The sequence below is a fragment of the Arthrobacter saudimassiliensis genome (assembly GCF_059090665.1).
Genome location: NZ_JBNHFX010000002.1, coordinates 222,590 through 245,452, shown reverse-complemented (window position 1 = coordinate 245,452; position 22,863 = coordinate 222,590). Strand labels below are relative to the sequence as shown.

Genomic DNA, 22,863 nt, shown 5'->3' with positions numbered 1-22,863 from the left:
GGCCGGATCACCGGCCGGTCCGGCGGGATTCACGACGTCGGGGCCGGCGCCGGCTGCCCCGAGCCGCTCCGGCTCCCCTGCCGCCGCATCGCCGCCAGACCGCCGGCCAGGCACAGGCCGGCCGCCAGCCCCGCCAGCAGGACCGGCGGCAGCTGGTCCCGGGCCACGCCGAAGCCTGCGGAGCCCAGCGCCTGCCCGACCGCCAGGGCGATAAAGAGGATGGAGGTTCCGGCTCCCGGATCGTTCCGGCGGACCTGGCGGGCCCACAGGATCAGCACTGCGGACAGGCCCATGTAGCCGGCACCGAACACTGCCATTGCGGCGTAGGCGGCCCACGCGCTGCCGGCGGACACGGCCACCGCCAGGGCGGCGTTGGCCGCGGCCAGCGCCGCGGCGCAGATCAGCCAGCCGGCGCCGCGGCCGGCCCGGCGGACGAGCGTACCCGCGAGGGCACCCAGGAAGCCGCCCGCGCCGAGTGCTATCCAGAGCCAGCCGGTCCGCTCCGCGGCCACCGCTCCTGTCTCGGTGACCAGCAGCGGGCCGAAGGTCCAGATCAGCGCCGAGCCGATGCCGGCAACGACGGCCGCGATCCCCGGCAGGGCCAGTGCCTTCCATCCTCCCGGGGAGGAGGCCTCCGTGCCGTGCGCGGAGGCCCGGTCCGGTGCGCGGCTCAGGTCCGCATTGCGGACCGGGTACCAGGCGGCGGCGGTCGTGGCGGCGCAGATCAGCGCCATCGCCGCCCAGGCCGGGCCGATGGAGGCGGCGGCGAAGGCAGTCAGCCCCGCACCGATGACTCCCACCGCCGTGCCGGCGTTCACCACGGACTGCGCCGTCGCCGAAGCCGCGGGCGCCACAACCGCGTCGATGATCGGGACCAGCGCCGGTGAGGCGAAGCCGCCGCCCATGCCGCCCACCAGGACCGCGATCACGAAGGTGACCGGGTCCGCGGCCAGCGCCACGCCCACGCACCCGGCCGTGGCCGTCAGCCCGGCCAGCAGCAGGCCGGTGCGCGGATGCCGGTCCACCAGCCGGGCGGCCACGACGGCGGCCACGCAGTAGGCGGAGAACTGGGCCGCGGCGGCCCATCCCAGCACCCCGGCGAGCTGCGGCCGCTCCGAGGCCAGCAGCGGCGCGAACAGGCCCACGCCGAACCGGGCCATGCCGTAGGTCGCGGCGATCAGGGCCATTCCGGCCAGGGCGGTGCCCAGGCCGCTGCCGGCGCGCAGATCAGACAGCTTCATGCGGCACCTCCTCCGTATAACGATCGTTTCACTGTAACGGTCGTTACACTAGTGGCATGGCCAATCCGCAGCAAACCCGCAGCCGTCTGCTCGACGCCGCCGAGCGGCTCTTCTTCCAGGAGGGCATCGCCGTCACCGGCGTGGACCGGGTGGCCGCCCTGGCGGGCACCAGCGTGGTCACGCTCTACAAGCACTTCGGGTCGAAGGAGAACCTGCTCCGGGACGTGCTGGCCCGCCGGCTGGCTGCCTGGACGGACCACTGGGACGCCGCGCTGGCCCGCGCCGGATCGCCGCAGGAACGCCTGCTGGCGGTATTCGACGCCGTGGACACGTTTCGTGCGGAGGCCGGCGAAACCCAGTGGTGCTGCTTCCTGGCCACCGCGTCGGAACGGCCCCCCGCCGCGCCGGGCCCCCGGGATCCCGTGGCGGACCTGCTGCACGCGGACACCCGGATGGTCACCGAACGGCTCGCCCGGCTGGCCCGGGAGGCCGGCTGCCCCGATCCTGTAGCGGCGGCCGCGGCCCTGCTGCTGCTCTACAACGGCGTGCTGAGCAGCCTGCTGCGCGGGGCGCCGTCGGACCCCGCCCGGCGCGCCCGGCAGGCCGCGCAGGCCCTGGTTCCGGCCGGGAGCTGACGCGGCCGGAGGAAGGGCTCAGGCGCGGTGCTCGGCGGGGTGCCGGGTCCGGCCGAGGGTCTGTTCCAGCCAGCCCAGCACGGTCCGCTCCCACCGCTGCGGATCCACGTTGTACTCCTTGGTATGCCGGGCACGGGTGAACCCTTCGAAGGTGACCACCTCCGGGTTTTTCCGCGCCAGCTCGGCGGACGGGCCGACGGGGACGAAGTCGTCGTCCTCGCTGTGCAGGATCAGGGTGGGGGTGCGCACCTCTTCGGCCCGGGCGGTCCAGTCCATGCTCTTGAGGTCCAGCGGCGCCGCCAGCCCGGTGAGGGTGCGCCCGGCCTGGTTGGAAATCAGCCACTGGCCCAGCCGCCCGGCCTGCACGGGGACGTTGTTCAGGCGGGCCTGGTAGGCCAGCACGTCCACCCAGTTCACCACGGGTCCGTCCAGCACCATCGCGCGGACATACCGGCCCAGCGCGGACCGGTCCGCGGCCTGCAGGCAGATGGCCCCGCCCATGGACCAGCCGAACAGCACGACGTCGCGGGCGCCGTGGTCGAGGGCGTAGCGGATCGCCGCCTCGACGTCCCGCCATTCGGTCAGGCCGAGCCCGTACCGCCCGTCGGCGGCACCGGGGGCCTCGCCGTCGTTGCGGTAGGAGATGAGCAGGCTGGTCAGCCCGGCTGCCTGCGCCGAGCCCACCGCGCGGATGCACTCGGCCCGGGTGGCGCCGCGGCCGTGCACCATCACCGCCCAGGTTCCGGTTTCGGAGGCGGCGGCGCTGTCGGCCGGCACCAGCCACGCCGGCGCCTCGCCGCCCTCGACCGGGATCAGCACGTCCTGCTGCGCGAATCCGGCGGCCGCGGGGGTGGGATGGATGGAGCCGCTCCACCAGCCGCGCACGGCCTTGGCCAGGTCGCCGCTGTAGACCTCCTCGACGTCGCGCTGCACCGTGCCCTCACGCGGCACGTAGGAGCGGATCGCCCCGATCCGGACATGTCCGCCTCCGCCGTCGAAGTAGAGGCTGTAGGTGCCGTCCACGGTGGTGTCCGCGTTGGCGGGCAGGATCACCTGGCGCCCGTGCGCCGCGGAGGTGGTAACGGCCAGGATCTCCAGGTTCTCGTCGCGCACATGCCGCGGGGTGACCACCTGCCGGGCGAAGTAGACCCCCAGGCCACTGGCTGCGGCCAGGACCGCCGTGGAGGCGGCCACTCCGACGCCGGCGCCGAAGGCGGTCCAGCGCATCCAGGGGGCGGTCGTCGTGAGGGCGCCGTCCTCGGCCTGCGGGCCGCCGGCGGAAGCAGTGTTAACCATGGAACCTTTCTACCCTCCTTCGGCTGCGGGTTCCCATTTCGGCGTGCCGGTGTCGGCGGACGCTTCGCCTCCTCCCCTGTCGGCGGTCCCTGCTGCCTGCCCCGGCTCCGGCTGGGCCGGGGCATTCGGGCTCCGGGAGGACACCCGGCGGGTACTAGGCTGTGCGCATGAGCGGAACAATCCTTGTGCTGACCGAAGAGGCCCTGAACTCCGTGGACGTCGCCAACCTGGCGTCCCTGGCCGAGGTGGAACCGGCCGCCTTCGAGCTCCTGGTGCCCGCCGAAACCGGCGGCAACCTGCTGGTGGAGTTCCTCGACAGGCTGAGCCTGCTGGAATTCGCCGAGGCGTTCCGGAACCTCTCGGGAGACCGGCCGGGGCCGGCGGAGCAGCAGCGCGAGGCAGGCCTGGACCTGGCTGCCAGCCTGCGCCTGCTGCACGAGGCCGGGCTGGACGCCCGCGGAGCCGTGGTGGACGGGGACCCGGTGGCCGCCGTCGTCGACGCCGCCCGCCGCACCGCGGCCAGGCAGGCGGTGGTGATCACGACGCCGCACGCGGTGGAGGACACCCTGCGCACCGACTGGGCGAACGAGGCCCAGGAACGGCTGCAGATTCCGGTGCTGCACCTGTACTCCGGATCGGGATTTATTGGCGACGCTTAAGCGTTGTCGCTGTCATGACCACACCCGAGACCTCCCCCCAGGACACCGCCGCCGCCACCGGTGCCGTGCGGAAGACCGATGAGCAGTGGCGGGCCGAACTCAGCCCGCAGGAATACCAGGTGCTCCGGCAGGCCGGCACCGAGCGGCCCTACACCGGCGAATACTGGGACACCAAGACCGCCGGCGTCTACCAGTGCCGGGCCTGCGGCGCCGACCTGTTCACCAGCACGGAGAAGTTCGATTCGCACTGCGGCTGGCCTTCCTTCTTCGCGCCCCTCGCCGAGGACCGCGTCCGCTACCTGCACGACCGGTCGATGGGCATGGACCGCATCGAGGTCCGCTGCGCCGCCTGCGAGTCGCACCTCGGCCACGTCTTCGAGGGCGAGGGCTTCCCGACGCCCACCGACCAGCGCTACTGCATCAACTCCGTATCGCTGAAGCTCGTTCCGCGCGGCGACACCTCCGACGCCCCGGCCTGAACCTCCTGCCCGAGCCCCGGCGGCCTTCCCGCTGCCGGGGCTCCGCTGTGCCACGGGCGTGGCCCCGGCCCCGGACCGCAGCCGGACGGGCGCGTGGCGGGGGTCCGGCGCCGGCCGGAATGGTCAGGACCCATTGTGTGCCCCGAGGCGCGAAACGTACGCTCGATGAGTTACTGATCTGCACCGCCGGGGCCCTGCTCCAAACGGCCCGGCGGCCTTTCAAGGGAGCCGTCATGGGCACCGAGCAGTATCACGAACCGCCGGAGGAACTGCCGGCAGAAACCAGGACCTTCGCCAGGATGTGCGCCTCGCTGGCCGAGGAGGCCGAGGCGATCGGCTGGTACATGCAGCGGATGGCCGTGGAGCCGGACGCGGAATCCCGGGCCATCATGCACGACTCCCTGGGCGAGGAATACAAGCACTTCTGCATGGAGCTGGAGTTCCTGCTCCGGCGCACCCCGCTGTGGCGCGACATCGCCCGGGGCATCCTGCTGGTGGATGGCGACATCGTCCGCAACGGCGAAGCCGCCGAGGCCCGGGCGACGGGCGACTGACCCGATGGCCAGGCGCAGCCTGCTGGACCGTTTCAGGCCCGTCGGCGCCCCGGGGCCGGCAGGGCCCGCCGCCGTTCCCGCCGAGGACCGCCCGGGACCGGAGGCGGAACTTGGACCGGTGTTCGCCGCCCTGCAGCCCGACGTCGACGCCGCCGCCCGGCGGATCGAGGAGGCGCGCCGCGCCGCCGAGCAGCACCTTGCGGCCGCCCGCACCCAGGCCGCCGGGATCCTCGAAGACTCCCGCCAGGCCGCCGCGGCAGCCCGGGCCGCGGCCGCAGCGGAAGCGGCCGACGCCGTCGAGGCGGCCGACGCGCGGCGGCTCGCCAAGGCGCGTGGCCGGGCCGAACAGCTCCGGAACCGGGGCCGCACCCGGCTCGGTCCCACCGCCGCCGCGCTCCTGGATCGGATGGTGGCGCAGATGCAGGCCGGAATGCCGCAGGACGAGCCCGCCGGAGGGGACGGAAGAGCGTGAATTCGGACTGGGTGGCCGCCGCTGTTCGGTCCCGCTCCATGGCCCGGCGCCGGGCCGGCAGCGGGCTGATCGACCGGGTGGCCCGATCCGGCAGCCTCACCGCGGCGCTGGACCTGCTCCGGGACACCGGATACGCTGCCCGGCTGGCATCAGCGGACACCCTGCTTACCGCCCAGCGTGCCACCCGGGACGCGGTGCTCTGGGAAGTACGGGTGCTGGCAGGCTGGGTGCCCCCGGGCGGCACGGCGCTGCTGCGCGCCGTCGCGTCCGCCTACGAAGCGGACAACATCGTTCAGCTGGCCCGGCGGCTGGCCGCCCCGCCTTCCGAGCCCGCCGGCCGGACCACCCTGAACGGGCAGGACGAAGCGGCGCCGTTCGAGCTCGGGAGCCTCGCCACCGCCTGGCCCCGGATCTCAGCGGCGGATTCCCCCGCCGAGCTGGCCGACCTGCTGCGCCGCTCGCCCTGGGGTGACCCGGACTCGGACCTGCCCGCGGTGCTCACCGCGGTCCGCCTGCGCCGCCTCGGCGCGGCGGCCCCGGAAGCCGCCGACAGCACCGCCCGGGCCGCTGCCCTGCTCGCCGCCCGGGTGCGGCTGGCGGGCGGCACCCCGCCGGCCGCCCGCCTGGTGTCCCTGCTGCGGCCGCTCCTCGGCATCGGCTGGACCGAGGCGCGGAGCCTGCCCGAGCTGCGCGAGGCCCTGCCCGCACGGCTGCAGCCGCTGCTCGCGGACCTGTCCACCCCCGCGGACCTGTGGCGGGCCGAGTCCACCCTGCCGGTGCTGGAGGAGGCGGAGGGTTTCCGCCTGCTGCGCTCCGGGGTGCCCGGCCCGGAGATCGTGTTCGGCGCCGTGCAGGTGCTGACGTCCGACGCATGGCGCCTGCGGGCCGCGCTGGCGGCCGCCGCGGGCGAGACCGGATCCAGCGAGGTGCTCAATGCCGTGGCGTGAGGAGCTCTCCCCGGTGCGCATGGAGCGCGTATCAGTGGTCTGCCCGAAGGAACGCCGCCGCGAGGCACTCACCGAAGTCGCCCGGCACGGGACCGTGGAACTGGACCTGCCCTATGAGCCCGGCACCGACGCGGGCGAGCTGGACCGGGCGGAGGCGGCCGCCGTCGTGCGCGGCCCGGTCGCCGCGTGGGCGGGCTGGTCCCCCGCCCACGACGTGCCTGCCCTTGCCGATGCGCTGGCACCGCGCGGCGCCGGCCTGGTTCCGCTGAAGAACCCGCGTGGGGTGGATCCGCCGACCTTGCTGGCCGGCGGCGCCTCGAAGCAGGCCGCCCCCCGGCCCTCGCGGCTGCTCGTGGACACCTACACCACGGTTCCCTACGGCGGAGTGGACCCGGCGCTGCTGGCGGCCCTGGCCTACGTGATCATGTTCGGGATGATGTTCGGCGACGCCGGGCAGGGCCTGCTGCTGGTGGCGGCCGGCCTGGTCCTGCGCAGCGGGCGGGTGGCACGGCTGCGCCGCTGGCGGGGCGCCTGGCTGTTCGTCACCGGGGCGGGGATGGCCGCCGTGGTGTTCGGGGTCCTGTACGGCGAGTTCTTCGGCCCCACCGGTGTGCTGCCGGTGCTCTGGCTCGATCCGCTCGAGGAGCCGATTCCGCTGCTCATCGCCGCCGTGCTGTTCGGCGCCGTGCTGCTGGCCGGGGCCTACGCGCTCGGCACGATCAACCGGGTCCGCGAGGGCGGATGGGGCTACGCCCTGTACGCCCGCTCCGGGCTGGCCGGGTCCGCACTGTTCCTCGCCGTGGGACTCCTGGCCTGGGGGCTCGTCGCCGGCGCGGGGCCCCTGGTCCTCGCCGCGGCGATCCTGGGCGCGCTGGCCCTGGGCCTGATCTTCGTCGGTCTCTTTACCGAATCCGGCGGCGGAGCGGGCGGCGGCCTGCAGGCGTCCGTGGAGCTGGTGGACACGGTGGTGCAGCTTGGCTCCAACCTGGTCTCCTTCACCCGGCTGGCCGCCTTCGGGCTCACCCATGCCGCGCTGATGGGCGTCGTCTGGGACGGCACCACCGCGCTCTGGGCCCCGGACTGGCGGGCCGCGGCCGCGGTCCTGGTGTTCCTTATCGGCAACGCCGTCACCTTCGCCCTCGAGGGCCTGGTGGCGGGCATCCAGGCACTGCGCCTGGAGTACTACGAACTGTTCTCCCGCGTCTTCCAGGCCGAGGGGCGGCGCTTCCGGCCCTGGGCGCCGGACCTGGACGGAACCCCACCGGCCGCGGACGGCACCACCGCTCCGGCCGGCACCACCGCCGTCACCGCGGAAACCGCCACCGGGAATCCCCGGTCCAGTGAAAGGCATCAGCCGTGAACCCCTGGCTTACCGCACTTCCCGCCGTCCTGCTGCTGGCCGGGCTGTTCGCCGCCAGCCTGGTGCTGCTCGCGCGCAGGCACCGCCGGTCCGGCCTCCGGCTGCTTGCCGGCACCAACGCCGCGCTCATGCTGGGCGCCCTGGTGCTGCTCGCGGCAGCACTGACCGCACCCGAGGCCGCCGCCGATCCGGCGGCCGCACAGACCGCGGTGGACACGGCGGTGCCCATGCAGACCGAGTCCGACGGCGGCCGCGGCGCCGCCCTGATCGCGGCGGCCATCGCCGTCGCCGGGTCCTCCATCGGTGCCGCCATCGCCGTGGCCTACACGGGCTCCGCCGCTCTGGCGGCGATGAGCGAACGGCCCGAAATCTTCGGGCGCGCCATGGTGGTGCTCGGGCTGGCCGAGGGCATCGCCATTTACGGGCTCATCATCTCCATCATCCTGATCGGCCAGGCATGAGCGGGCGCGGGCAGGACGGCCGGGTGGCCGCCATCGGCGAGGACTACCGGATCGCCGGCTACGCGCTCGCCGGGGTGCAGCTTCATCCGGCCGCGGATGCCGCCGCCGCCCGGCGGGCCTGGGCCGGGCTGGCGGCCGACGTCGTGCTGGTGCTTTTGACGCGGGCCGCTGCGGACGCGCTCGCGGACGGCGCCACGGCCGGCCCGTCCGCCCCGCTGACGGCGGTCCTGCCGTGATGGGGCTGCCCCGCGAAGCCGGCCCGGCCCTGGACCCGGTACGTGCCGCGCTCGCGGACGACGCCGGCGCCCAGGCCCGACGGATCACCCTCGCGGCAGGGGAAGAGGCCGGGCGTATCCTCGACGGCGCCCGGCGCCGGGCCGGGGAGACGGTACGGCAGGCCCGGGCGGAGGGAGCCGAGGCCGGGCGGGCGGACGCCGCCCTGCGTTCGGCGCGGGCCCGGAGGGAGGCCGGCGCCCTGGTGCTCGCCGAACAGGAGCGCCTGCGCACCGCACTTCAGGAGGAACTGCTCGCCCAGGCCGCGGCCCTGCGCAGCGACCCGCGCTATCCCCTGCTGCTCCAGGCGCTGCGGCGCCGCGCCGTGGCCCTGCTGGGCCCGGAGGCGGAGATCACCGAGGCTCCCGGGGGCGGGCTGCACGCCCGCGCCGGTACCCGCACCCTGGACCTGTCCCTGCCGGCGCTGGTGCGCCAGGAACTGGCAGCCGATCCCGTGGAGGTGAGCCGGCTGTGGGCGGCATGAATCAGGACCGAACGGGCCGCGTGACCCGGATCAACGGCCCGCTGGTGGAGGTCCAGGGCCTGCCGGAACTGTCCATGCTCGAGGTGCTGGCCCTGGGCTCGGAGCGCATTGCCGCCCAGGCCGTCTCGATCAGCGGCAGCCGAGCCACCCTCCAGGCCTACGAGTACACCGGCGGGCTGCGCGCCGGCGATGTCGCCGAGCCCACCGGCCGCCAGCTGTCCGCGCTGCTGGGCCCGGGGCTGCTCGGCCGGGTCTTCGACGGGCTGCTGCGTCCGCTCTCCACGGCCCCGCTGTGGCTTTCGGCGGACCGGCAGTCCGCCACCGATGACCCCGCCGTGCTGGACGAGCGCTGGCTGTTCCGGCCCACTGCCCGGCTGGGCGGGGACGTCGGGCCCGGTGACGTGCTCGGCGTGGTGGCCGGCGCCGGGGCCGTCGAGTTCCGCGTCCTGGTGCCGCCGCATCTGAGCGGTACGGTGCACTGGCTGGCGGAGGGCAGCGTGCGCGCCGCCGATCCCGCCGCCCGGGTCGGGGACACGGACATCCCGCTGGCCCAGCCGTGGCCCGTGCACCGGCCGCGTCCGTTCCGGGAGCGGCTCGCCGGAGCGGTGCCGCTGCACACGGGCCAGCGCGTGCTGGACCTGCTGTTCCCGCTGCCGCGCGGCTCGGCGGCAGCGGTGCCCGGCGGCTTCGGCACCGGCAAGACCCTCCTGCTGCAGCAGATCGCCAAGTACTCCGATGCCGACGTCATCATCTACGTGGGCTGCGGCGAGCGCGGCAACGAAATGTCCGACGTCCTGGACGGGCTGTCCCAGCTGGAGGACGAACGCACGGGCGGCAGGCTGATCGACCGGACGGTGATTATCGCGAACACGTCCAACATGCCGATGATGGCCCGCGAAGTGTGCATCGACACCGGGGTCACCGTCGCCGAGTTCTTCCGGGACATGGGCCACGACGCCGTGGTGATCGCCGACTCCACCTCCCGGTGGGCCGAGGCGCTGCGCGAGTTCGCCAACCGCAACGGGGACCTGCCCGCCGAGGAGGGCTACCCGGCGAACCTCGCCAGCGAGCTGGCGTCGTTCTACGAGCGGGCCGGGCGGGTCCGCACGCTGGGCGGGCCGACGGCGTCGGTCACCGTGATCGGGGCCGTCTCACCCCCGGGCGGAGACATGAGCGAACCGGTCACCACCGACACGCAGCGGTTCGTCCGGTCGCTGTGGCTGCTGGACCGGGAGCTGGCCTATTCACGGCACTATCCCGCCGTCAGCTGGCGGGGCTCCTTCGCGCGCGACGCCGAGGAGCTGGGCCGCTGGTACGCGGACCAGGGCGACCCCGGCTGGGCCGGACGCCGGGCCCGGGCCCAGCTGCTGCTGGCCGACGCCGACCGGGTGGCTGCGCTGGCCGAGATCATCGGCGCCGGATCCCTCCCGGGACATGAACAGATGGTGCTGCTCGGCGCCCGGCTGCTGCGGGACGGGGTGCTGGTGCAGAATGCGCTGAGCCGCAACGACGGCTACTGCTCCGCCGCCAAGGGCGCGGCGCTGCTGCAGGCCGTGCTGGACACCGTGCAGGCCTGCCAGGACCTGGTCGGACGCGGGATCCCGCCGTCGCGCATCGAGGAAGTGGACTTCACCCCGCTGCTGCGGCTGCGCGAGGACACGGGCCCCGAGGACGCCGACGGCGCGGCCCGGGGCGGAGCGGACTTCCTCCGGACCCTGCAGGAGCTGGCATGAGCAGCGCCGCCGGACGGCCCGAACCGGACCGGCAGGATCCCGCCGGCGCGGATTCCGCGCTGGCCGCCGCGCGGCGCCTCGTGGGCTACACCGACGTCCGGGAACTGCGCGGCCCGCTGCTGGTGATGGGCGGGGTGCAGGGCGTGGGCTGGGACGAGTTCGCCGTCGTCGAGGTCGACGGCGCCCCGGACCGCCATGCACTGGTGCTGGAGGTCGCCGGCTCCGACGCGGTCCTGCAGGTGCTGGAGGGCACGGGCGGGCTGGCGCCGGGCGGGCTGCAGGTCCGCTTCGAGGGCCGGCCGCTGCACGTGGCGGTGGGCACCGGCTGGCTGGGTCGGGTCTGCAACGGCCGCGGCGAGCCGCTGGACGGCGGGCCGCCGGTGGCTGCCCAGGATGCGGCGCCGGTGAGCGGCTGGCCGCTGAACCCCGTGTACCGGGAGCCGCCGCGGGATCCGGTGCTGACCGGCGTGTCGGTGATCGACGCGCTGACCACCCTGGTGCGCGGGCAGAAGCTGCCGATCTTCTCCGTGGCCGGGCTGCCGCACCTGGACCTGGCCACCCAGCTGGCCGCGCAGGCCACCACCGCCGGCCGGCCGTTCCGGGTGGTGTTCGCGGCCATGGGAATGACGCACTCCGACATCGCCTACATCCGGGACCGGCTGGAGGAGCGGTCCGCCGCCGGTGAACTGGTCCTGCTGCTCAACGCCGCGGACGATCCGGTGATCGAGCGGATCCTCACTCCCCGCATCGCCCTGACCATCGCCGAGTACCTGGCCTATGAGAACGGCGACGACGTCCTCGTCGTGATGAGCGACATGACCAGCTACGCCGAAGCCGTCCGCGAGGTGTCCGCGGCCCGCCGCGAGATCCCGGCCCGGCGCGGCTATCCGGGCAACCTCTACAGCGACCTGGCCACCCTGTACGAGCGGTGCGGGCGGGTGCGCGGACGTGAGGGATCGGTGACGATCGTGCCGGTGCTGACCATGCCCGGCGGGGACATGACCCACCCGGTGCCGGACCTCACCGGCTACATCACCGAGGGGCAGGTCGTCCTTTCGCCGGACCTGGATGCCCGCGGCATCTATCCCCCGGTGGACGTGCTCTCCTCGCTCTCGCGGCTGATGCGCAGCGGTGCCGGTGCCGGGCGGACCCGGGAGGACCACCTCGACGTGTCAGCGCAGATCCTCTCTGCGATGGCCCGTGCCCGGCAGGCCGCCGAGCTCGCCGAGCTGGTCGGAACCGCCGCCCTCAGCGACACCGACCGGGCCTACATCGAGTTCCGGACCGCGGTCGAGCAGGAGCTGTTCAACCAGGGCCGCAGCGAGGCGCGCACCCTGGACCAGACGTTCGACCTGGCCTGGCGTGCCCTTTCCGTGCTGCCCAGGCGGGAACTGATCATGCTCAGCCCGGAGCTGATCGCGCGGTACCTGCCGGCGCCCGACGCCGACGACGCCCCGGCGGAGGGCGGCGTCGGCTCAGGAGCCGGAACGGCGGGAAGCGGCGCCGACGGCCCCGGTGCCGGGAGCCCGGAGGACGACGGCGGCACCCCCGGACGCGCGGCATGAGCCCGGCCGCCGGGCGGGCCGGGCGGGCCGAGGCGGAGCGCCGGCTGGAGACGGCACGGCGGGGCGCGGAGCTGCTCGAACGCAAGCAGCGGATCCTGGAGCACACGGTGTCCCGGCTGCGGGGCCGTGCCGCGCAGGCGCAGCGGGCCTGGGAGGACGCCGCCCGTGACGCCGCGGTGTGGCTGCAGCGGTCCGCGGCGCTGGACGGCATGGAGCGGATCCGCGAAGCCGCGCCGCCGGCCACGGCCCGGGTGCACGTCCAGCTGGCCGTTGCCATGGGGATCGAGTATCCGGAGTCCGCCGGCTGCGAGCTTCCTGCCTTCACTGTCCAGGCGGGCTCCTCAGCGCTGGTCTTCGCCGCACAGTCCCACGGCGAGGCGCTGCGGACCGCCGCGGCGTCCGCAGCGGCCCGGCGGTCCCTGGAGCTCGTCGAAGCGGATCTGGGGGGAACCCGCGCGCGGCAGCGGGCCGTGGAGAACCGGTGGATTCCGCGGCTGGAGCGCGCCCTGGAGCAGATCGTTCGGCGCATTGAGGAGCAGGAGATGGAGGAAACCCTGCGGCTGCGCTGGGCCGCGGACCGGTCCTGAGCCGGTTCCGCCGGCGCCGCGGGCTCAACGGAGCGGACGGGCGGAGCCGGGCGCCGTCAGGCGCTGAAGGCGACCGCCCGGACCGGGGAGCCGTCAGCCCCGTCCAGCCGCAGCGGCAGCACGGAGACCAGCGGATCGGGCCAGGTGACCTCGGCGAGGTTGGCGAGGTTCTCGATGATCGCCCCGCCGGCCCCCAGGAACACGTCGTGGAAGGGCAGCGCGGGCGCACCGTCGGGCAGGGCCGGAGCCGGGTACGAAGGATCCGGCGTCGGATCCGGGTTCAGGGTGTCGAAGCCGACCACCCGCACCCCGGCAGCGACCAGGATCCGGGCGATGTCGGCGTCGAACACCGGATGGGCCAGATACCGCGCGGTGCCGAACCACAGGGAGAACCCGGTCTCGAAGAGCACGATGGTCCCCGGAGCCAGTCCCGTCAGCTGGTCCGCAACCTGGGACCAGCTGACGAGCGAGTGCGGCGCCGCCTCGGGAAGCCGCACGATCCGGGCCGGCCCGATCAGCCGGTCCAGGGGCAGCTCATCGATGGCCGCACCGCCGTCAACGGTGTGCCGGGGCGCGTCGAGGTGGGTGCCGCTGTGGCTGCCCAGGTGCAGCTCGGCAACCTCGAAGCCGTCCGCCGGGACCGTTGCCGCCTGCTGCACACGGACCTGCGGGTCTCCCGGAAAGACCTGCATGCCGGTGCGGATCGGATGGCTGAGGTCAACGACCCGCACGTGTCGCCGCTTCCGGTTCCTCACCCGCGCTGTCGTCGTCGCACAGGTGGCGTGATGCCGGCCGGCCGCGCACGACCTTCCTGGCCGCGGCGCACCAGCCCAGGTACAGGACGAACGTGAGGGCGAACGTTGGAATGGTGGCGCCCACGGGGCTGGGCAGGACGTAGGTCAGCAGCAGGGAGGCCGCTGCGCCGACCAGCCAGGCCAGCAGTGCGGCCGGGTTGATGCCGCCGCGGTACCAGTAGCGGCCGCCGCGGCCGAGCAGGATGTCCCTGGTGTAGGAGCCCTTGTTGACCAGGTAGTAGTCGGCGATCATCACCGCGAAGACGGGAATGAAGAGCGCCCCGATCACGGTCAGGAAGGAGGTGAAGCTGTCCAGCAGGCCCAGCCAGGTGGACCCGAGGATGGACACCGCGCCGAGCACGAGGGCGGTCGGCAGGAAGCGTACCCGCCGGGAGGGCACCATGTTCACCACGGACGAGACCATGCCGTAGACCACCATGGTGTTCGTGGCCATCACGGACAGGAAGATCACCACGGCCAGCGGCGCGCCGAAGACCCCCACAATCAGGGCCGGGTCGAAGCCGACCGCTTCGCCGCCGTCGAGCACCACGTAGCCGATGGCGGTGGCGCCCAGGGCCATGGCGAGGACGGTGGAGAGGGTGTAACCCACCGCCGAGCCGACGGTGCCGGCCGCCTGGCTGCGGGCCAGGCGGTTGAACTCCGCCGAGAGCACGGTCCAGGAGATGGCAGTGGAGATGACGATGTCGAGCACGATGACGCCGGTCAGCCCGGCGTCGGGATCAACCGGGATGGCGGCGAAGTCCGCCGCCGGGAACTCGGTGAAGGCCACGGTGAAGATCCAGCCCATGATGGCCAGGATCACCAGGGCCAGCCACGGCTCGACGCGGGCGATGCCCTTGTGCCCGAAGATGGCCAGCGCCACCACGAGCAGCTGGCACAGCACCGAGAACAGGATGGGGCTGGAGAACCCGGTGGCGCGTTCGACCAGGAAGTTGACGGTGACGCCGGCGAGCATGGCCTGGACCCAGCTCCATCCCATCAGGATGACGACGTTGGCCGCCACGGCCAGGAACGAGCCGCGCAGGCCGAAGGCGCCCTTGGTCAGGGACATGGTCGGCAGGCCGGTGCGGGTGCCCATGTTGCCCACCAGCACCAGCACGGCGCCGCCGATCACCGTGCCGAGAACGATCATGCCAAGGGCGAGGGGCCAGCTGACACCCGGAACGAACAGGGTGCCGGTCAGCAGCGTGGTGACCACCAGGTTGGCGGCCAGCCAGATCATGCCGATGCGGCCGGTGCCGAGGGTGCCGCGGAGCGGACCGTAGCCTTCGGAATCTTCATCCAGGCGGCGGGAGAGCCGCGACCAGGCGGAGGGTTGGGTAGACATGGGGCCTCGAATCTAGGCGTCGGCGCCGGCGGACGGCCGGGCGGAAGCGGGCAGGGCGGAGAGGTGCTCGTGGACGGCGAGCAGGCGGCCGTCACGGCGGGCAAACACGATGGTTTCGCGTTCGCTGGTGGTCTCCGGGGCGGCGGCGGGGCCGGCCGTGGTGCGCACCGTGTGGCTGAACACCGCGGTTTCGCCCAGGACCTGGACCAGGATGTCGCTGCTCCGGCACGCGGTGACGGACCACCCGTCGGCGAGCCAGGAGTTCCACAGCGCTTCGTATTCGGCCCGGCTTTCCAGCCGCCGGTCTTCGGTGTGGAACACGAACGTCGCGTCGGGGGCGAAGGCCGCGAAGTACTCGTCGGTGCGGGTGGCGCCGAAGGCCTCAACGAGGGCCGCGGCCGCGGCCAGGACTTCGTCTTCGGTCAGGGGTGCGGGGCTGGAAGGCATGGCCGGCTTTCGGACGGGGCGCCGCGTGCCTGCGCCGGTGACGGCCATCGGCTGAGGTAAACACGCGATGCATATTTGAAAACTGTCACCTCAGTTTTGGGTGGCCCGCGTCACCTGTCAAACATCGCCGGAATATGACGCGGGCGACGATCTTCGCTCAGCGGTTCATCACCCGGGCCGCGGCCGTGCGGCCTTAACGCGCCGGGGCCGGGGGCGCGGCGTGCATGCCGCTCCCCCGGCCCCGGCGACGTGGACCTCCCGGCCGATCCGGTCCGGCCCGTTACGGCCGGAAGCCCTCGTCGAGGCGCTCAATGATGGTGACGTTCGCCTGCCCGCCGCCCTCGCACATGGTCTGCAGGCCGTAGCGGCCGCCGGTGCGCTCGAGCTCGTGCAGCAGGGTGGTCATGATCCGCGCTCCGGTCGCGCCGATGGGATGGCCAAGGGAGATGCCGCCGCCGTTGACGTTCACCTTGGCCATGTCGGCGCCGACCTCCCGCTGCCAGGCCAGGACCACGGAGGCGAAGGCTTCGTTGATCTCCAGCAGGTCGATCTCGTCCAGGCTCATCCCGGTGCGCTTGAGCGCGTGGCGGGTCGCCTCGATGGGCGCGCTGAGCATCATGATGGGGTCGTCTCCGCGGGCGGTGATGGAGTGGATCCGCGCCCGGGGCTTCAGCCCGTAGCGGCGCACCGCAGCCTCCGAGGCGAGCAGCAGCACCGCCGCGGCGTCGGAGATCTGGGACGACGTCGCCGCCGTCAGCGAGCCGCCTTCCGCCAGTGGTGCCAGGGTCGCGATCTTCGCGCGGTCCGGATCCCGCGGGCCCTCATCGGCGGTGACGCCGTTCATCGGCAGGATTTCCCGGTCGAAGCGCCCCTCGGCCTGCGCGGCGATGGCCCGGACATGGGACTCGACCGCGAAGTCCTCCATCTCCTCCCGGGTCAGGCCCCACTGCTTCACCATCATCTCGGCGCCGATGAACTGGGACACCTGCTGGTCCCCGTAACGCTTTTCCCAGCCCGCCGAACCGGCAAACGGGTTGGGGAAACCCAGTTCCCGGGCGGCCGTGTTGGCGAAGGACAGCGGCACCGAGGACATGCTCTGCACGCCGCCGGCAATGACCAGGTCGCTGGTGCCGCTCATGACCGCCTGCGCCGCATAGGAAATGGCCTGCTGGCCGGATCCGCACTGGCGTTCGACCGTGGTGCCGGGAACGCGTTCCGAGAGGCCGGCCGCCAGCCAGGAGGTACGGGCGATGTCCATGGCCTGGGGCCCGACCTGGTCGATGGCACCCAGGATCACCTCGTCGTATTCCTCCGAGTCGATGCCCGCCCGGCGGACCGTCTCGGCAATGACGTGCGCGGCAAGGTCTGCAGGGTGGATCCCGCTCAATCCGCCCTTCCGCTTGCCGACGGGGGTACGGACGGCGTCGATGATGAACGCTTCAGGCATTGCTGTGAACCTTTCGTTGAGCCGGCCGCCCGAAGGACTGCCGGAGGATTGCGTCCCGGCGGATGCGAGGTAACCGGCCTCCACCCTAGGCCCCGGATGCGGGTTGTGTCCCGGCCCACACCACTGAATGGGACAGTTGTTTTCGGAGGACTCCCGTGGGGCCTGCCCTGAACCTCCGGCTCGTGCACAGCCGCTAGACTGGAAAGGCTGTGTCCGCGCAGCCGTTCGCTGCGCTTCCGCAGCACCCACCACCTCAGCCGTCACCGGAAAGCAGCCTCGTGTCCCAGGCCTCCACCACCTCCAGCTCAGCCCCCGCCGCAGCGCAGATCCGCAGGGAAGCATCGCGGCGGCGCACCTTCGCGGTGATCTCCCACCCCGATGCCGGCAAGTCCACGCTGACCGAAGCACTGGCCCTGCATGCCCGGGTGATCGGCACCGCCGGAGCCACCAACGGCAAGGACAACCGCCGTGAGACGGTCTCCGACTGGATGCAGATGGAAAAGGACCGCGGCATCTCGATCAGCTCCGCGGCCCTGCAGTTCGCCTACCGCGACACGGTCATCAACCTCCTGGACACCCCCGGTCACGCCGACTTCTCCGAGGACACCTACCGGGTGCTGGCCGCCGTGGACTGCGCCGTCATGCTCGTCGACGCGGCCAAGGGCCTGGAGACCCAGACCATGAAGCTTTTCGAGGTCTGCCGGGCACGGAACCTGCCCATCATCACGGTCATCAACAAGTGGGACCGGCCGGGCCTGGATCCGCTGGCGCTGATGGACGAAATCAACGAGCGCACCGGCCTGACCCCGATGCCGCTGACCTGGGCCGTGGGTTTCTCGGGCGATTTCCGCGGCGTCTGGGACCTGCGCGGCGACGAGTTCGTCCGTTTCACCCGGCAGAACTCCGGCGCCTCGCTCGCCCTGGAGGAGCACCTGGACCTCGACGCCGCCGCCGAGCAGGAGGGTGAGGCCTGGTCCACCGCCCGGGACGAAGTGGAGCTGGTGACCGATTCCGGCGCCGAGTTTGACCGCGACCTCTTCCTGGCCGCCAAGGGCACGCCCATCCTCTTCTCCTCGGCCGCACTGAACTTCGGCGTCAGGCAGATCCTCGACACCCTGGTCGACATCGCTCCCCCGGCCACCGACCGGCAGGATAAGGACGGCGACCGGCGGCCCGTCGAAGCTCCCTTCTCCGGCTTCGTGTTCAAGGTCCAGGCGGGCATGAACAAGGCCCACCGCGACCACGTCGCGTTCATCCGGGTCTGCTCCGGCGTCTTTGAACGCGGCATGGTCGTCACGCACGCCAACACCGGGAAGACCTTCGCCACCAAGTACGCCCAGCACCTGTTCGGGCGGGAACGGGAAGTGATTGATGAGGCCTGGCCGGGCGACGTCGTCGGGCTGGTGAATGCCTCCGCGCTGCGGGTGGGCGACAGCCTATATCTGGAGGAGCCGGTGCAGTACCCGCCGATTCCGCTGTTCAGCCCCGAGCATTTCCGGGTGGCCCGGTCCAAGGACCCGAGCCGCTACAAGCAGTTCCGCCGCGGAATCGACCAGCTGGAGCACGAGGGCATCATCCAGGTGCTGCGCTCGGACCGGCGCGGCGACCAGGCCCCGGTGCTGGCCGCCGTCGGCCCCATGCAGTTCGAAGTGGTCGAGGACCGCATGACCCAGGACTTCAACGCGCCCATGCGCTACGAGCAGCTGCCCTATTCGCTCGCCCGGCTGACCACTCCCGACGCCGCCGAGGTGCTCTCCAACGTGCACGGCGCCGAGGTGCTGCAGCGCTCCGACGGCGAGTTCCTGGCCCTGTTCAACGATGTCTGGGCGCTGCGCCGTGTGGAGAAGAACCACTCGTCCGTGCAGCTGACCCCGATCGGCACCGCGGCGCCGACCAGCACCGCCTACTAGTCCGCCCGGGCGCGCGGGTCGAGCAGGTCGACCGCCTTCCGCAGCCGGCGCTCCCGCACGGCCGCGTTCGGCGCCGTGATGATCGGATGCAGGACGGCGTAGCGCTTCTGCCCGGTCAGCGCGGCGAAGGCCTCCGCCGCCGCGGGTACGGCAGCGAGCGCGGCGGCCAGATCCTCCGGGACCTCCGCCCGGCCCGGCCCGGGGTACGCCCGATCCCATCGTCCGTCGGCCTTGGCGCGGTCAATCTCGGCGTGGCCCCTCGGACGCATCCTGCCTTCCGCGATCAGCCCCGCCACCAGGCCCAGGTTCCGCTCCGACCAGAGCGAACGCGCCCGGCGCGGGGTGAACCGCTGCCGGAACGTGGCGGCGTCATGCCCCTGCCGTTGGCCGTCGATCCATCCGCTGCACAGCGCCTCGGCCAGGGCATCGGCGTAGCTCAGGGAGGTCGGCTCCACAGTCCCCTTTTTGGCCAGCAGGAGCCAGACGCCGTCGGATGTCTCCTCGTGCTCATCGAGCCACGCCCGCCATGCCGGTGCGTCAGCGAGCACCAGAAGCTCCGCACTCCCGACCGTTGCCATCGTGCCCTCCCCTGCTTCGACCTGTCTCAGGCTGCAAGCGTAGACGCGGCCGTCGGCCGTCGCCCCGTGCATTGCGGACAGCATCCGTCCGCGGAGGGCGGGGAATGCCGGGCCCGAGCTGCAGTGCTCTTTGCCGTTACTGCAGCCTCGGCGCGCCCATGCATACGACTTCCTAACGGGTGGCCCCCTTTTCCATAAGCAACGCTGTGCCGTTGGTAGCGTCGTCGGCATCACGGCAGCGGCTGTATCCGCCGCTGCCGCACCGCACGCCGGGAGCCCGGCTCCCCGTCCTGGAAGGGTCAGCGCCATGTCCTCCACCGCCGTCCGACATCCCGCCGCCGCAGCCCACGGGATGTCCGTGTCCCCGGAGACCACCGAAGCCTGGCAGCGCCTCAAGGAGGCCGCCACGGCCCTGCAGACGCTGCAGAACCGCGACGGTTCGGTGGAAACGGAGCACCGGGACCGGGCCGAAGCCCTCATCGCCGGGATCACCGCCGCCATCCGGGAGCTCGCCCCGCTCTTCCCGCATGACGCCGACTACCTGGACCTGGCCGTCGCCGACTTCCAGCGCTGGGTGGACTCCGGGCTCGGGGAGCCGGACTTCCTGGACTCCCTGATGGCCTTCCAGCCGCAGCAGCAGCGCACCCACGGCCTGCGCCACCTGGTGGTCTTCCCCATGTACACGCAGAACGGCAGCTCCAACCGCCTCGTCGAGGCCGTGCTCGTGGAGGTCCTCTGGCCGGAGTTCGTGGCCGAGCTGGAGGCCGGGGAGTACTCGAACAAACTGTTCGTGCCCATCCGGTTCCTGGACTTCACCCCGGGCTACGACACAAACTCGGCCGTACTGTTCCCCGAGACTGTCGCCGTCCGCTCCACCCCCACCTTCACCTGGGGCGCCATCTTCGCGGACCGCGAGGCCGCCCGGTTCCGCCGCGTGCTCCGCGCCGCCGCCGAGATCACCAGCCTGGAGCTGCCCGACGACGCCGCGCAGCTGCTGGACGATCAGCAGCTGACCGAGCAGACCTTCGTGATGTGGGACCTCATCCACGACCGCACGCACATGCGCGGAGACCTGCCCTTCGATCCCTTCATGATCAAGCAGCGCATGCCCTACTTCCTGTACTCCCTGGAGGAGCTGCGCTGCGACCTGACCGCCTTCCGCGAAGCGGTCCGCGTCGAGGCTGACGAGGATGCCTCCCCCGAGGCCCGCAGGCACGCCGCCCTGGTCCAGTACGCGGTGATCTTCGACCGCATCTTCCGCTTCGCCATCACCGGGTCCCGGGTACGCAACTACGACGGGCTGGGCGGCCAGCTCCTCTTCGCCTGGATGCACCAGAACCACGTCCTGCACTGGACCGACGGCAAGCTCAGCATCGACTGGGACGAGGCCGCCCCCGTGGTGGTGCGCCTGGGCGCCGCCATCGAGGAGCTCTACTGGCGCTCCATCGACCGACCCAAGGTCGCCCACTGGCTCGCCGCCTATGACCTGGTCTCGGCCACGCTGACGCCCAACCCGGCCTCCACCTGGGCCAAGGGCCCGGACGCGCTGCCGCTGGACGGGCCGCCGCGGGCGCTGACCGACCTGGTGATGGATGACGAGTTTCCGCTGTCCATGTTCTACGAGGCGCTGTCCAGGAAGATGGCTCCGGTCATCGAGTCCACCTGCGGAATCACCGGCAGCAGCCGGGCATGAGCAGCGGCGGCGGGGCGCAGGGCGCCGTCGTCCTGGTGGCGGGGGCGGGCAGCCCCAGCGGCGTGGCCGTCTGCGACGCGCTGACGGCTGCGGGGGCCCGGGTCGTCGCCGTCGGCAGCAGCGGGCCGAGGCTCGAGGCCGCCCTCGGGCACCTTGCCGACGTCGACCTGCGCACCTGCGACCTGGCCGAGGCCTCCGAGGTCCGCTCGCTGGCCTCGGACCTGCAGGAGGCCTACGGCGGGGTGGACGGCCTGATCCATCTGGTCGGCGGCTGGCGCGGCGGCAACGGCATCGGCGGGCAGAGCGACGAGGACTGGGACTTCCTGGAGCGCAACATCCTGCGCACCCTGCGCAACGTCAGCCGCAGTTTCTACGGCCAGCTGGCCGCCTCCGGGCGCGGCCGGCTGGCGATCGTCTCCTCCACCGCGGTGGACTCCCCCACGGCGGGCGGTGCCGGATACGCCGCGGCCAAGGCGGCCGCCGACGCCTGGGTCCGGGCACTGGCCCACGGCTTCCAGAAGGACCAGCCGGGCAGGAAGGCCCATCCGGTGCCGCTGCACTCGGCCGCCGTGGTCTTCGTGGTCAAGGCCCTGGTGGATGAGGGGATGCGCCGGGAGAATCCCGAACGGGCCTACCCCGGCTACACCGACGTCGACCGGCTGGCCGCGGCCGCCGTCGACCTCTTCAACCAGCCCGCCGACCGGATCAACGGCCGGCGGATCAGCCTCATCCCCGCAGGCTGACCCGCGCGTCCCGATCCGGGCGCGGCAAGAGAGATACTGGAACCGTGACTGACTACGCACCCCTGCATGACATCGCCCTGCGCGCCTTCGCCTCGGACAACTACTCCGGGGTCCACCCGGAGGTCATGGCGGCACTCAGCGCCGCCAACCTCGGCCACCAGGTGGCCTACGGCGAAGACGCCTACACCGAACGGCTGCACCAGGTGATTGCCGAACGCTTCGGCCCCCGCGCCCGCCCGTTCCCGGTCTTCAACGGCACCGGCGCCAACGTGGTGGGCCTGCAGTCGCTGCTGCCCCGCTGGGGCGCGGTGATCTGCCCGACGACGGCGCACATCAACGTGGACGAGAACGCCGCACCGGAGCGGGTGGGCGGCATGAAGCTGCTGACCGTCGAGACCCCGGACGGCAAGCTCACGCCCGAGCTGATCGATAAGGAGGCGTGGGGGTGGGGTGACCAGCACCGGGCCCAGCCCCTGGCGGTCTCCATCACCCAGTCCACCGAGCTGGGCACCCTCTACACGGTGGAGGAGATCCGGGCGATCGCCGAGCATGCCCACGCCCGCGGCATGAAGCTGCACATGGACGGCGCCCGCCTGTCCAACGCCGCCGTCGCCCTGGGCGTAAGCCTGCAGGAGATGACCACCGACGCCGGCGTGGACATCCTCAGCCTGGGCGGAACCAAGAACGGGATGATGTTCGGCGAGTGCATCGTGGTCCTCAATCCCGAGGCTTCCACCGGCCTGGAATACCTGCGCAAGCTGAACATGCAGCTGGCGTCGAAGATGCGTTTCGTGTCCGCCCAGCTGATCTGCCTCTACGAAGGGGATCTGTGGCACCGCTCCGCGGCCCACGCCAACGCCATGGCCCGCCGGCTCGCGGACGCCGTGGGACGGATCGACGGGGTGCGGATCACCCAGCCGACGCAGTCGAACGCGGTGTTCGCCGCGCTCCCGGCCGGCGTCGCGGACCGGCTGCGCGGCGTGTTCCGGTTCTACGACTGGGACCAGGCCACGGGCGAGGTGCGCTGGATGTGCACCTTCGACACCAGCGAAGAGGACGTTGACGCCTTCGCGGAGGCCATTGCCCGGGAGGTCGCCGCAGCCGGACTCGCGGTGGGCGGCGGGCAATAGCACCCCGTTCCTGTCGGCCGCAGCGGG

The 22,863-nt window shown here is 72.6% G+C and carries 24 protein-coding genes; 17 read left to right on the top strand and 7 right to left on the bottom strand.

What is annotated here, in order from left to right; genetic code table 11:
* Window positions 1-29: 29 nt before the first annotated feature.
* Entirely contained in the window at window positions 30-1,241 is a 1,212-nt protein-coding gene (locus tag AC5RV6_RS08310; RefSeq protein WP_494006843.1) for an MFS transporter, read from the bottom strand.
* A gap of 56 nt (window positions 1,242-1,297) precedes the next feature.
* Here AC5RV6_RS08310 and AC5RV6_RS08305 point away from each other — a divergent pair, with 56 nt between their 5' ends.
* Complete coding sequence (locus AC5RV6_RS08305; RefSeq protein ID WP_494006842.1) at window positions 1,298-1,876, top strand: TetR/AcrR family transcriptional regulator; 579 nt, start codon at window positions 1,298-1,300, stop codon at window positions 1,874-1,876.
* 18 nt (window positions 1,877-1,894) lie between these two features.
* Here AC5RV6_RS08305 and AC5RV6_RS08300 read toward each other — a convergent pair whose 3' ends face one another.
* A complete protein-coding gene (locus AC5RV6_RS08300; RefSeq protein WP_494006841.1) occupies window positions 1,895-3,172 on the bottom strand; it encodes an alpha/beta hydrolase family protein in 1,278 nt (425 codons plus the stop codon).
* Between the two features lie 167 nt (window positions 3,173-3,339).
* Here AC5RV6_RS08300 and AC5RV6_RS08295 point away from each other — a divergent pair, with 167 nt between their 5' ends.
* The 12 genes from AC5RV6_RS08295 (at window position 3,340) to AC5RV6_RS08240 (ending at window position 12,746) form a co-directional block, all read left to right on the top strand.
* Window positions 3,340-3,831 carry a hypothetical protein gene (locus AC5RV6_RS08295; RefSeq protein ID WP_494006840.1) on the top strand — a complete coding sequence of 164 codons (492 nt, stop codon included), beginning with the start codon at window positions 3,340-3,342 and terminating at the stop codon, window positions 3,829-3,831.
* A 14-nt stretch (window positions 3,832-3,845) separates the two neighbouring features.
* The gene (gene msrB / locus AC5RV6_RS08290) at window positions 3,846-4,310 is read left to right on the top strand and encodes a peptide-methionine (R)-S-oxide reductase MsrB (RefSeq protein ID WP_494006839.1); all 465 of its coding nucleotides are present in this window, start codon (window positions 3,846-3,848) and stop codon (window positions 4,308-4,310) included.
* 233 nt (window positions 4,311-4,543) lie between these two features.
* Window positions 4,544-4,864 carry a ferritin family protein gene (locus AC5RV6_RS08285; protein WP_494006838.1) on the top strand — a complete coding sequence of 107 codons (321 nt, stop codon included), beginning with the start codon at window positions 4,544-4,546 and terminating at the stop codon, window positions 4,862-4,864.
* 4 nt (window positions 4,865-4,868) lie between these two features.
* A complete protein-coding gene (locus AC5RV6_RS08280) occupies window positions 4,869-5,336 on the top strand; it encodes a hypothetical protein (RefSeq protein ID WP_494006837.1) in 468 nt (155 codons plus the stop codon).
* Window positions 5,333-6,283: a hypothetical protein gene (locus AC5RV6_RS08275; RefSeq protein ID WP_494006836.1), complete on the top strand. Its 951-nt coding sequence runs from the start codon at window positions 5,333-5,335 to the stop codon at window positions 6,281-6,283. Before AC5RV6_RS08280 ends, AC5RV6_RS08275 begins: the two co-directional genes overlap by 4 nt.
* Window positions 6,270-7,643, top strand: coding sequence for a V-type ATPase 116kDa subunit family protein (locus AC5RV6_RS08270; protein WP_494006835.1), 1,374 nt, complete (start codon window positions 6,270-6,272; stop codon window positions 7,641-7,643). The genes AC5RV6_RS08275 and AC5RV6_RS08270 overlap by 14 nt, the downstream gene beginning before the upstream one ends.
* On the top strand, window positions 7,640-8,104 hold the full coding sequence (locus AC5RV6_RS08265) for an ATP synthase subunit C (protein ID WP_494006834.1): 465 nt from the start codon (window positions 7,640-7,642) through the stop codon (window positions 8,102-8,104). Before AC5RV6_RS08270 ends, AC5RV6_RS08265 begins: the two co-directional genes overlap by 4 nt.
* The gene (locus AC5RV6_RS08260) at window positions 8,101-8,340 is read left to right on the top strand and encodes a hypothetical protein (protein WP_494006833.1); all 240 of its coding nucleotides are present in this window, start codon (window positions 8,101-8,103) and stop codon (window positions 8,338-8,340) included. Before AC5RV6_RS08265 ends, AC5RV6_RS08260 begins: the two co-directional genes overlap by 4 nt.
* Window positions 8,337-8,861 (top strand): hypothetical protein, encoded by a 525-nt coding sequence (locus AC5RV6_RS08255; protein ID WP_494006832.1) that lies wholly within the window; start codon window positions 8,337-8,339, stop codon window positions 8,859-8,861. The genes AC5RV6_RS08260 and AC5RV6_RS08255 overlap by 4 nt, the downstream gene beginning before the upstream one ends.
* Window positions 8,858-10,594, top strand: coding sequence for a V-type ATP synthase subunit A (locus AC5RV6_RS08250; protein WP_494006831.1), 1,737 nt, complete (start codon window positions 8,858-8,860; stop codon window positions 10,592-10,594). The genes AC5RV6_RS08255 and AC5RV6_RS08250 overlap by 4 nt, the downstream gene beginning before the upstream one ends.
* Entirely contained in the window at window positions 10,591-12,159 is a 1,569-nt protein-coding gene (locus AC5RV6_RS08245) for a V-type ATP synthase subunit B (protein ID WP_494006830.1), read from the top strand. The genes AC5RV6_RS08250 and AC5RV6_RS08245 overlap by 4 nt, the downstream gene beginning before the upstream one ends.
* On the top strand, window positions 12,156-12,746 hold the full coding sequence (locus AC5RV6_RS08240; RefSeq protein WP_494006829.1) for a V-type ATP synthase subunit D: 591 nt from the start codon (window positions 12,156-12,158) through the stop codon (window positions 12,744-12,746). Before AC5RV6_RS08245 ends, AC5RV6_RS08240 begins: the two co-directional genes overlap by 4 nt.
* Before the next feature lie 56 nt (window positions 12,747-12,802).
* On the opposite strand, the gene AC5RV6_RS08235 is transcribed toward AC5RV6_RS08240, so the two are convergent.
* The 4 genes from AC5RV6_RS08235 to AC5RV6_RS08220 all read right to left on the bottom strand — a co-directional run bounded on the left by AC5RV6_RS08235 (window position 12,803) and on the right by AC5RV6_RS08220 (window position 16,782).
* Window positions 12,803-13,477, bottom strand: a complete 675-nt coding sequence (locus AC5RV6_RS08235) for a cyclase family protein (protein WP_494006828.1) — start codon at window positions 13,475-13,477, stop codon at window positions 12,803-12,805.
* A complete protein-coding gene (locus AC5RV6_RS08230) occupies window positions 13,464-14,888 on the bottom strand; it encodes a purine-cytosine permease family protein (RefSeq protein ID WP_494006827.1) in 1,425 nt (474 codons plus the stop codon). Before AC5RV6_RS08230 ends, AC5RV6_RS08235 begins: the two co-directional genes overlap by 14 nt.
* A gap of 12 nt (window positions 14,889-14,900) precedes the next feature.
* Window positions 14,901-15,335: a YybH family protein gene (locus AC5RV6_RS08225; RefSeq protein WP_494006826.1), complete on the bottom strand. Its 435-nt coding sequence runs from the start codon at window positions 15,333-15,335 to the stop codon at window positions 14,901-14,903.
* A 280-nt stretch (window positions 15,336-15,615) separates the two neighbouring features.
* Window positions 15,616-16,782, bottom strand: a complete 1,167-nt coding sequence (locus AC5RV6_RS08220) for an acetyl-CoA C-acetyltransferase (RefSeq protein WP_494006825.1) — start codon at window positions 16,780-16,782, stop codon at window positions 15,616-15,618.
* A 278-nt stretch (window positions 16,783-17,060) separates the two neighbouring features.
* Here AC5RV6_RS08220 and AC5RV6_RS08215 point away from each other — a divergent pair, with 278 nt between their 5' ends.
* The gene (locus AC5RV6_RS08215) at window positions 17,061-18,692 is read left to right on the top strand and encodes a peptide chain release factor 3 (RefSeq protein ID WP_494006824.1); all 1,632 of its coding nucleotides are present in this window, start codon (window positions 17,061-17,063) and stop codon (window positions 18,690-18,692) included.
* On the opposite strand, the gene AC5RV6_RS08210 is transcribed toward AC5RV6_RS08215, so the two are convergent.
* Window positions 18,689-19,270 (bottom strand): YdeI/OmpD-associated family protein, encoded by a 582-nt coding sequence (locus AC5RV6_RS08210; RefSeq protein ID WP_494006823.1) that lies wholly within the window; start codon window positions 19,268-19,270, stop codon window positions 18,689-18,691. The two genes, AC5RV6_RS08215 and AC5RV6_RS08210, sit on opposite strands and share 4 nt — an antisense overlap.
* A gap of 307 nt (window positions 19,271-19,577) precedes the next feature.
* Here AC5RV6_RS08210 and AC5RV6_RS08205 point away from each other — a divergent pair, with 307 nt between their 5' ends.
* From AC5RV6_RS08205 to AC5RV6_RS08195, 3 genes are read left to right on the top strand one after another with little or no spacing between them, the layout of a single operon-like run.
* Complete coding sequence (locus AC5RV6_RS08205; protein WP_494006822.1) at window positions 19,578-20,963, top strand: DUF6421 family protein; 1,386 nt, start codon at window positions 19,578-19,580, stop codon at window positions 20,961-20,963.
* Window positions 20,960-21,706 carry an SDR family NAD(P)-dependent oxidoreductase gene (locus AC5RV6_RS08200; RefSeq protein ID WP_494006821.1) on the top strand — a complete coding sequence of 249 codons (747 nt, stop codon included), beginning with the start codon at window positions 20,960-20,962 and terminating at the stop codon, window positions 21,704-21,706. The genes AC5RV6_RS08205 and AC5RV6_RS08200 overlap by 4 nt, the downstream gene beginning before the upstream one ends.
* Window positions 21,707-21,750: 44 nt before the next feature.
* Entirely contained in the window at window positions 21,751-22,836 is a 1,086-nt protein-coding gene (locus AC5RV6_RS08195; protein WP_494006820.1) for a threonine aldolase family protein, read from the top strand.
* Window positions 22,837-22,863: the final 27 nt, after the last annotated feature.

Excerpts from the sequence above, each read along its gene's own strand:
- AC5RV6_RS08245 (WP_494006830.1), top strand. The coding sequence starts at position 10,591 with ATGAGCAGCGCCGCCGGACGGCCCGAACCGGACCGGCAGGATCCCGCC.
- AC5RV6_RS08280 (WP_494006837.1), top strand. The coding sequence starts at position 4,869 with ATGGCCAGGCGCAGCCTGCTGGACCGTTTCAGGCCCGTCGGCGCCCCG.
- AC5RV6_RS08310 (WP_494006843.1), bottom strand. The coding sequence starts at position 1,241 with ATGAAGCTGTCTGATCTGCGCGCCGGCAGCGGCCTGGGCACCGCCCTG.
- AC5RV6_RS08285 (WP_494006838.1), top strand. The coding sequence starts at position 4,544 with ATGGGCACCGAGCAGTATCACGAACCGCCGGAGGAACTGCCGGCAGAA.
- AC5RV6_RS08295 (WP_494006840.1), top strand. The coding sequence starts at position 3,340 with ATGAGCGGAACAATCCTTGTGCTGACCGAAGAGGCCCTGAACTCCGTG.
- AC5RV6_RS08305 (WP_494006842.1), top strand. The coding sequence starts at position 1,298 with ATGGCCAATCCGCAGCAAACCCGCAGCCGTCTGCTCGACGCCGCCGAG.
- AC5RV6_RS08260 (WP_494006833.1), top strand. The coding sequence starts at position 8,101 with ATGAGCGGGCGCGGGCAGGACGGCCGGGTGGCCGCCATCGGCGAGGAC.
- AC5RV6_RS08300 (WP_494006841.1), bottom strand. The coding sequence starts at position 3,172 with ATGGTTAACACTGCTTCCGCCGGCGGCCCGCAGGCCGAGGACGGCGCC.
- AC5RV6_RS08210 (WP_494006823.1), bottom strand. The coding sequence starts at position 19,270 with ATGGCAACGGTCGGGAGTGCGGAGCTTCTGGTGCTCGCTGACGCACCG.
- msrB (WP_494006839.1), top strand. The coding sequence starts at position 3,846 with ATGACCACACCCGAGACCTCCCCCCAGGACACCGCCGCCGCCACCGGT.
- AC5RV6_RS08270 (WP_494006835.1), top strand. The coding sequence starts at position 6,270 with ATGCCGTGGCGTGAGGAGCTCTCCCCGGTGCGCATGGAGCGCGTATCA.
- AC5RV6_RS08230 (WP_494006827.1), bottom strand. The coding sequence starts at position 14,888 with ATGTCTACCCAACCCTCCGCCTGGTCGCGGCTCTCCCGCCGCCTGGAT.
- AC5RV6_RS08200 (WP_494006821.1), top strand. The coding sequence starts at position 20,960 with ATGAGCAGCGGCGGCGGGGCGCAGGGCGCCGTCGTCCTGGTGGCGGGG.
- AC5RV6_RS08220 (WP_494006825.1), bottom strand. The coding sequence starts at position 16,782 with ATGCCTGAAGCGTTCATCATCGACGCCGTCCGTACCCCCGTCGGCAAG.
- AC5RV6_RS08250 (WP_494006831.1), top strand. The coding sequence starts at position 8,858 with ATGAATCAGGACCGAACGGGCCGCGTGACCCGGATCAACGGCCCGCTG.
- AC5RV6_RS08205 (WP_494006822.1), top strand. The coding sequence starts at position 19,578 with ATGTCCTCCACCGCCGTCCGACATCCCGCCGCCGCAGCCCACGGGATG.
- AC5RV6_RS08240 (WP_494006829.1), top strand. The coding sequence starts at position 12,156 with ATGAGCCCGGCCGCCGGGCGGGCCGGGCGGGCCGAGGCGGAGCGCCGG.
- AC5RV6_RS08225 (WP_494006826.1), bottom strand. The coding sequence starts at position 15,335 with ATGCCTTCCAGCCCCGCACCCCTGACCGAAGACGAAGTCCTGGCCGCG.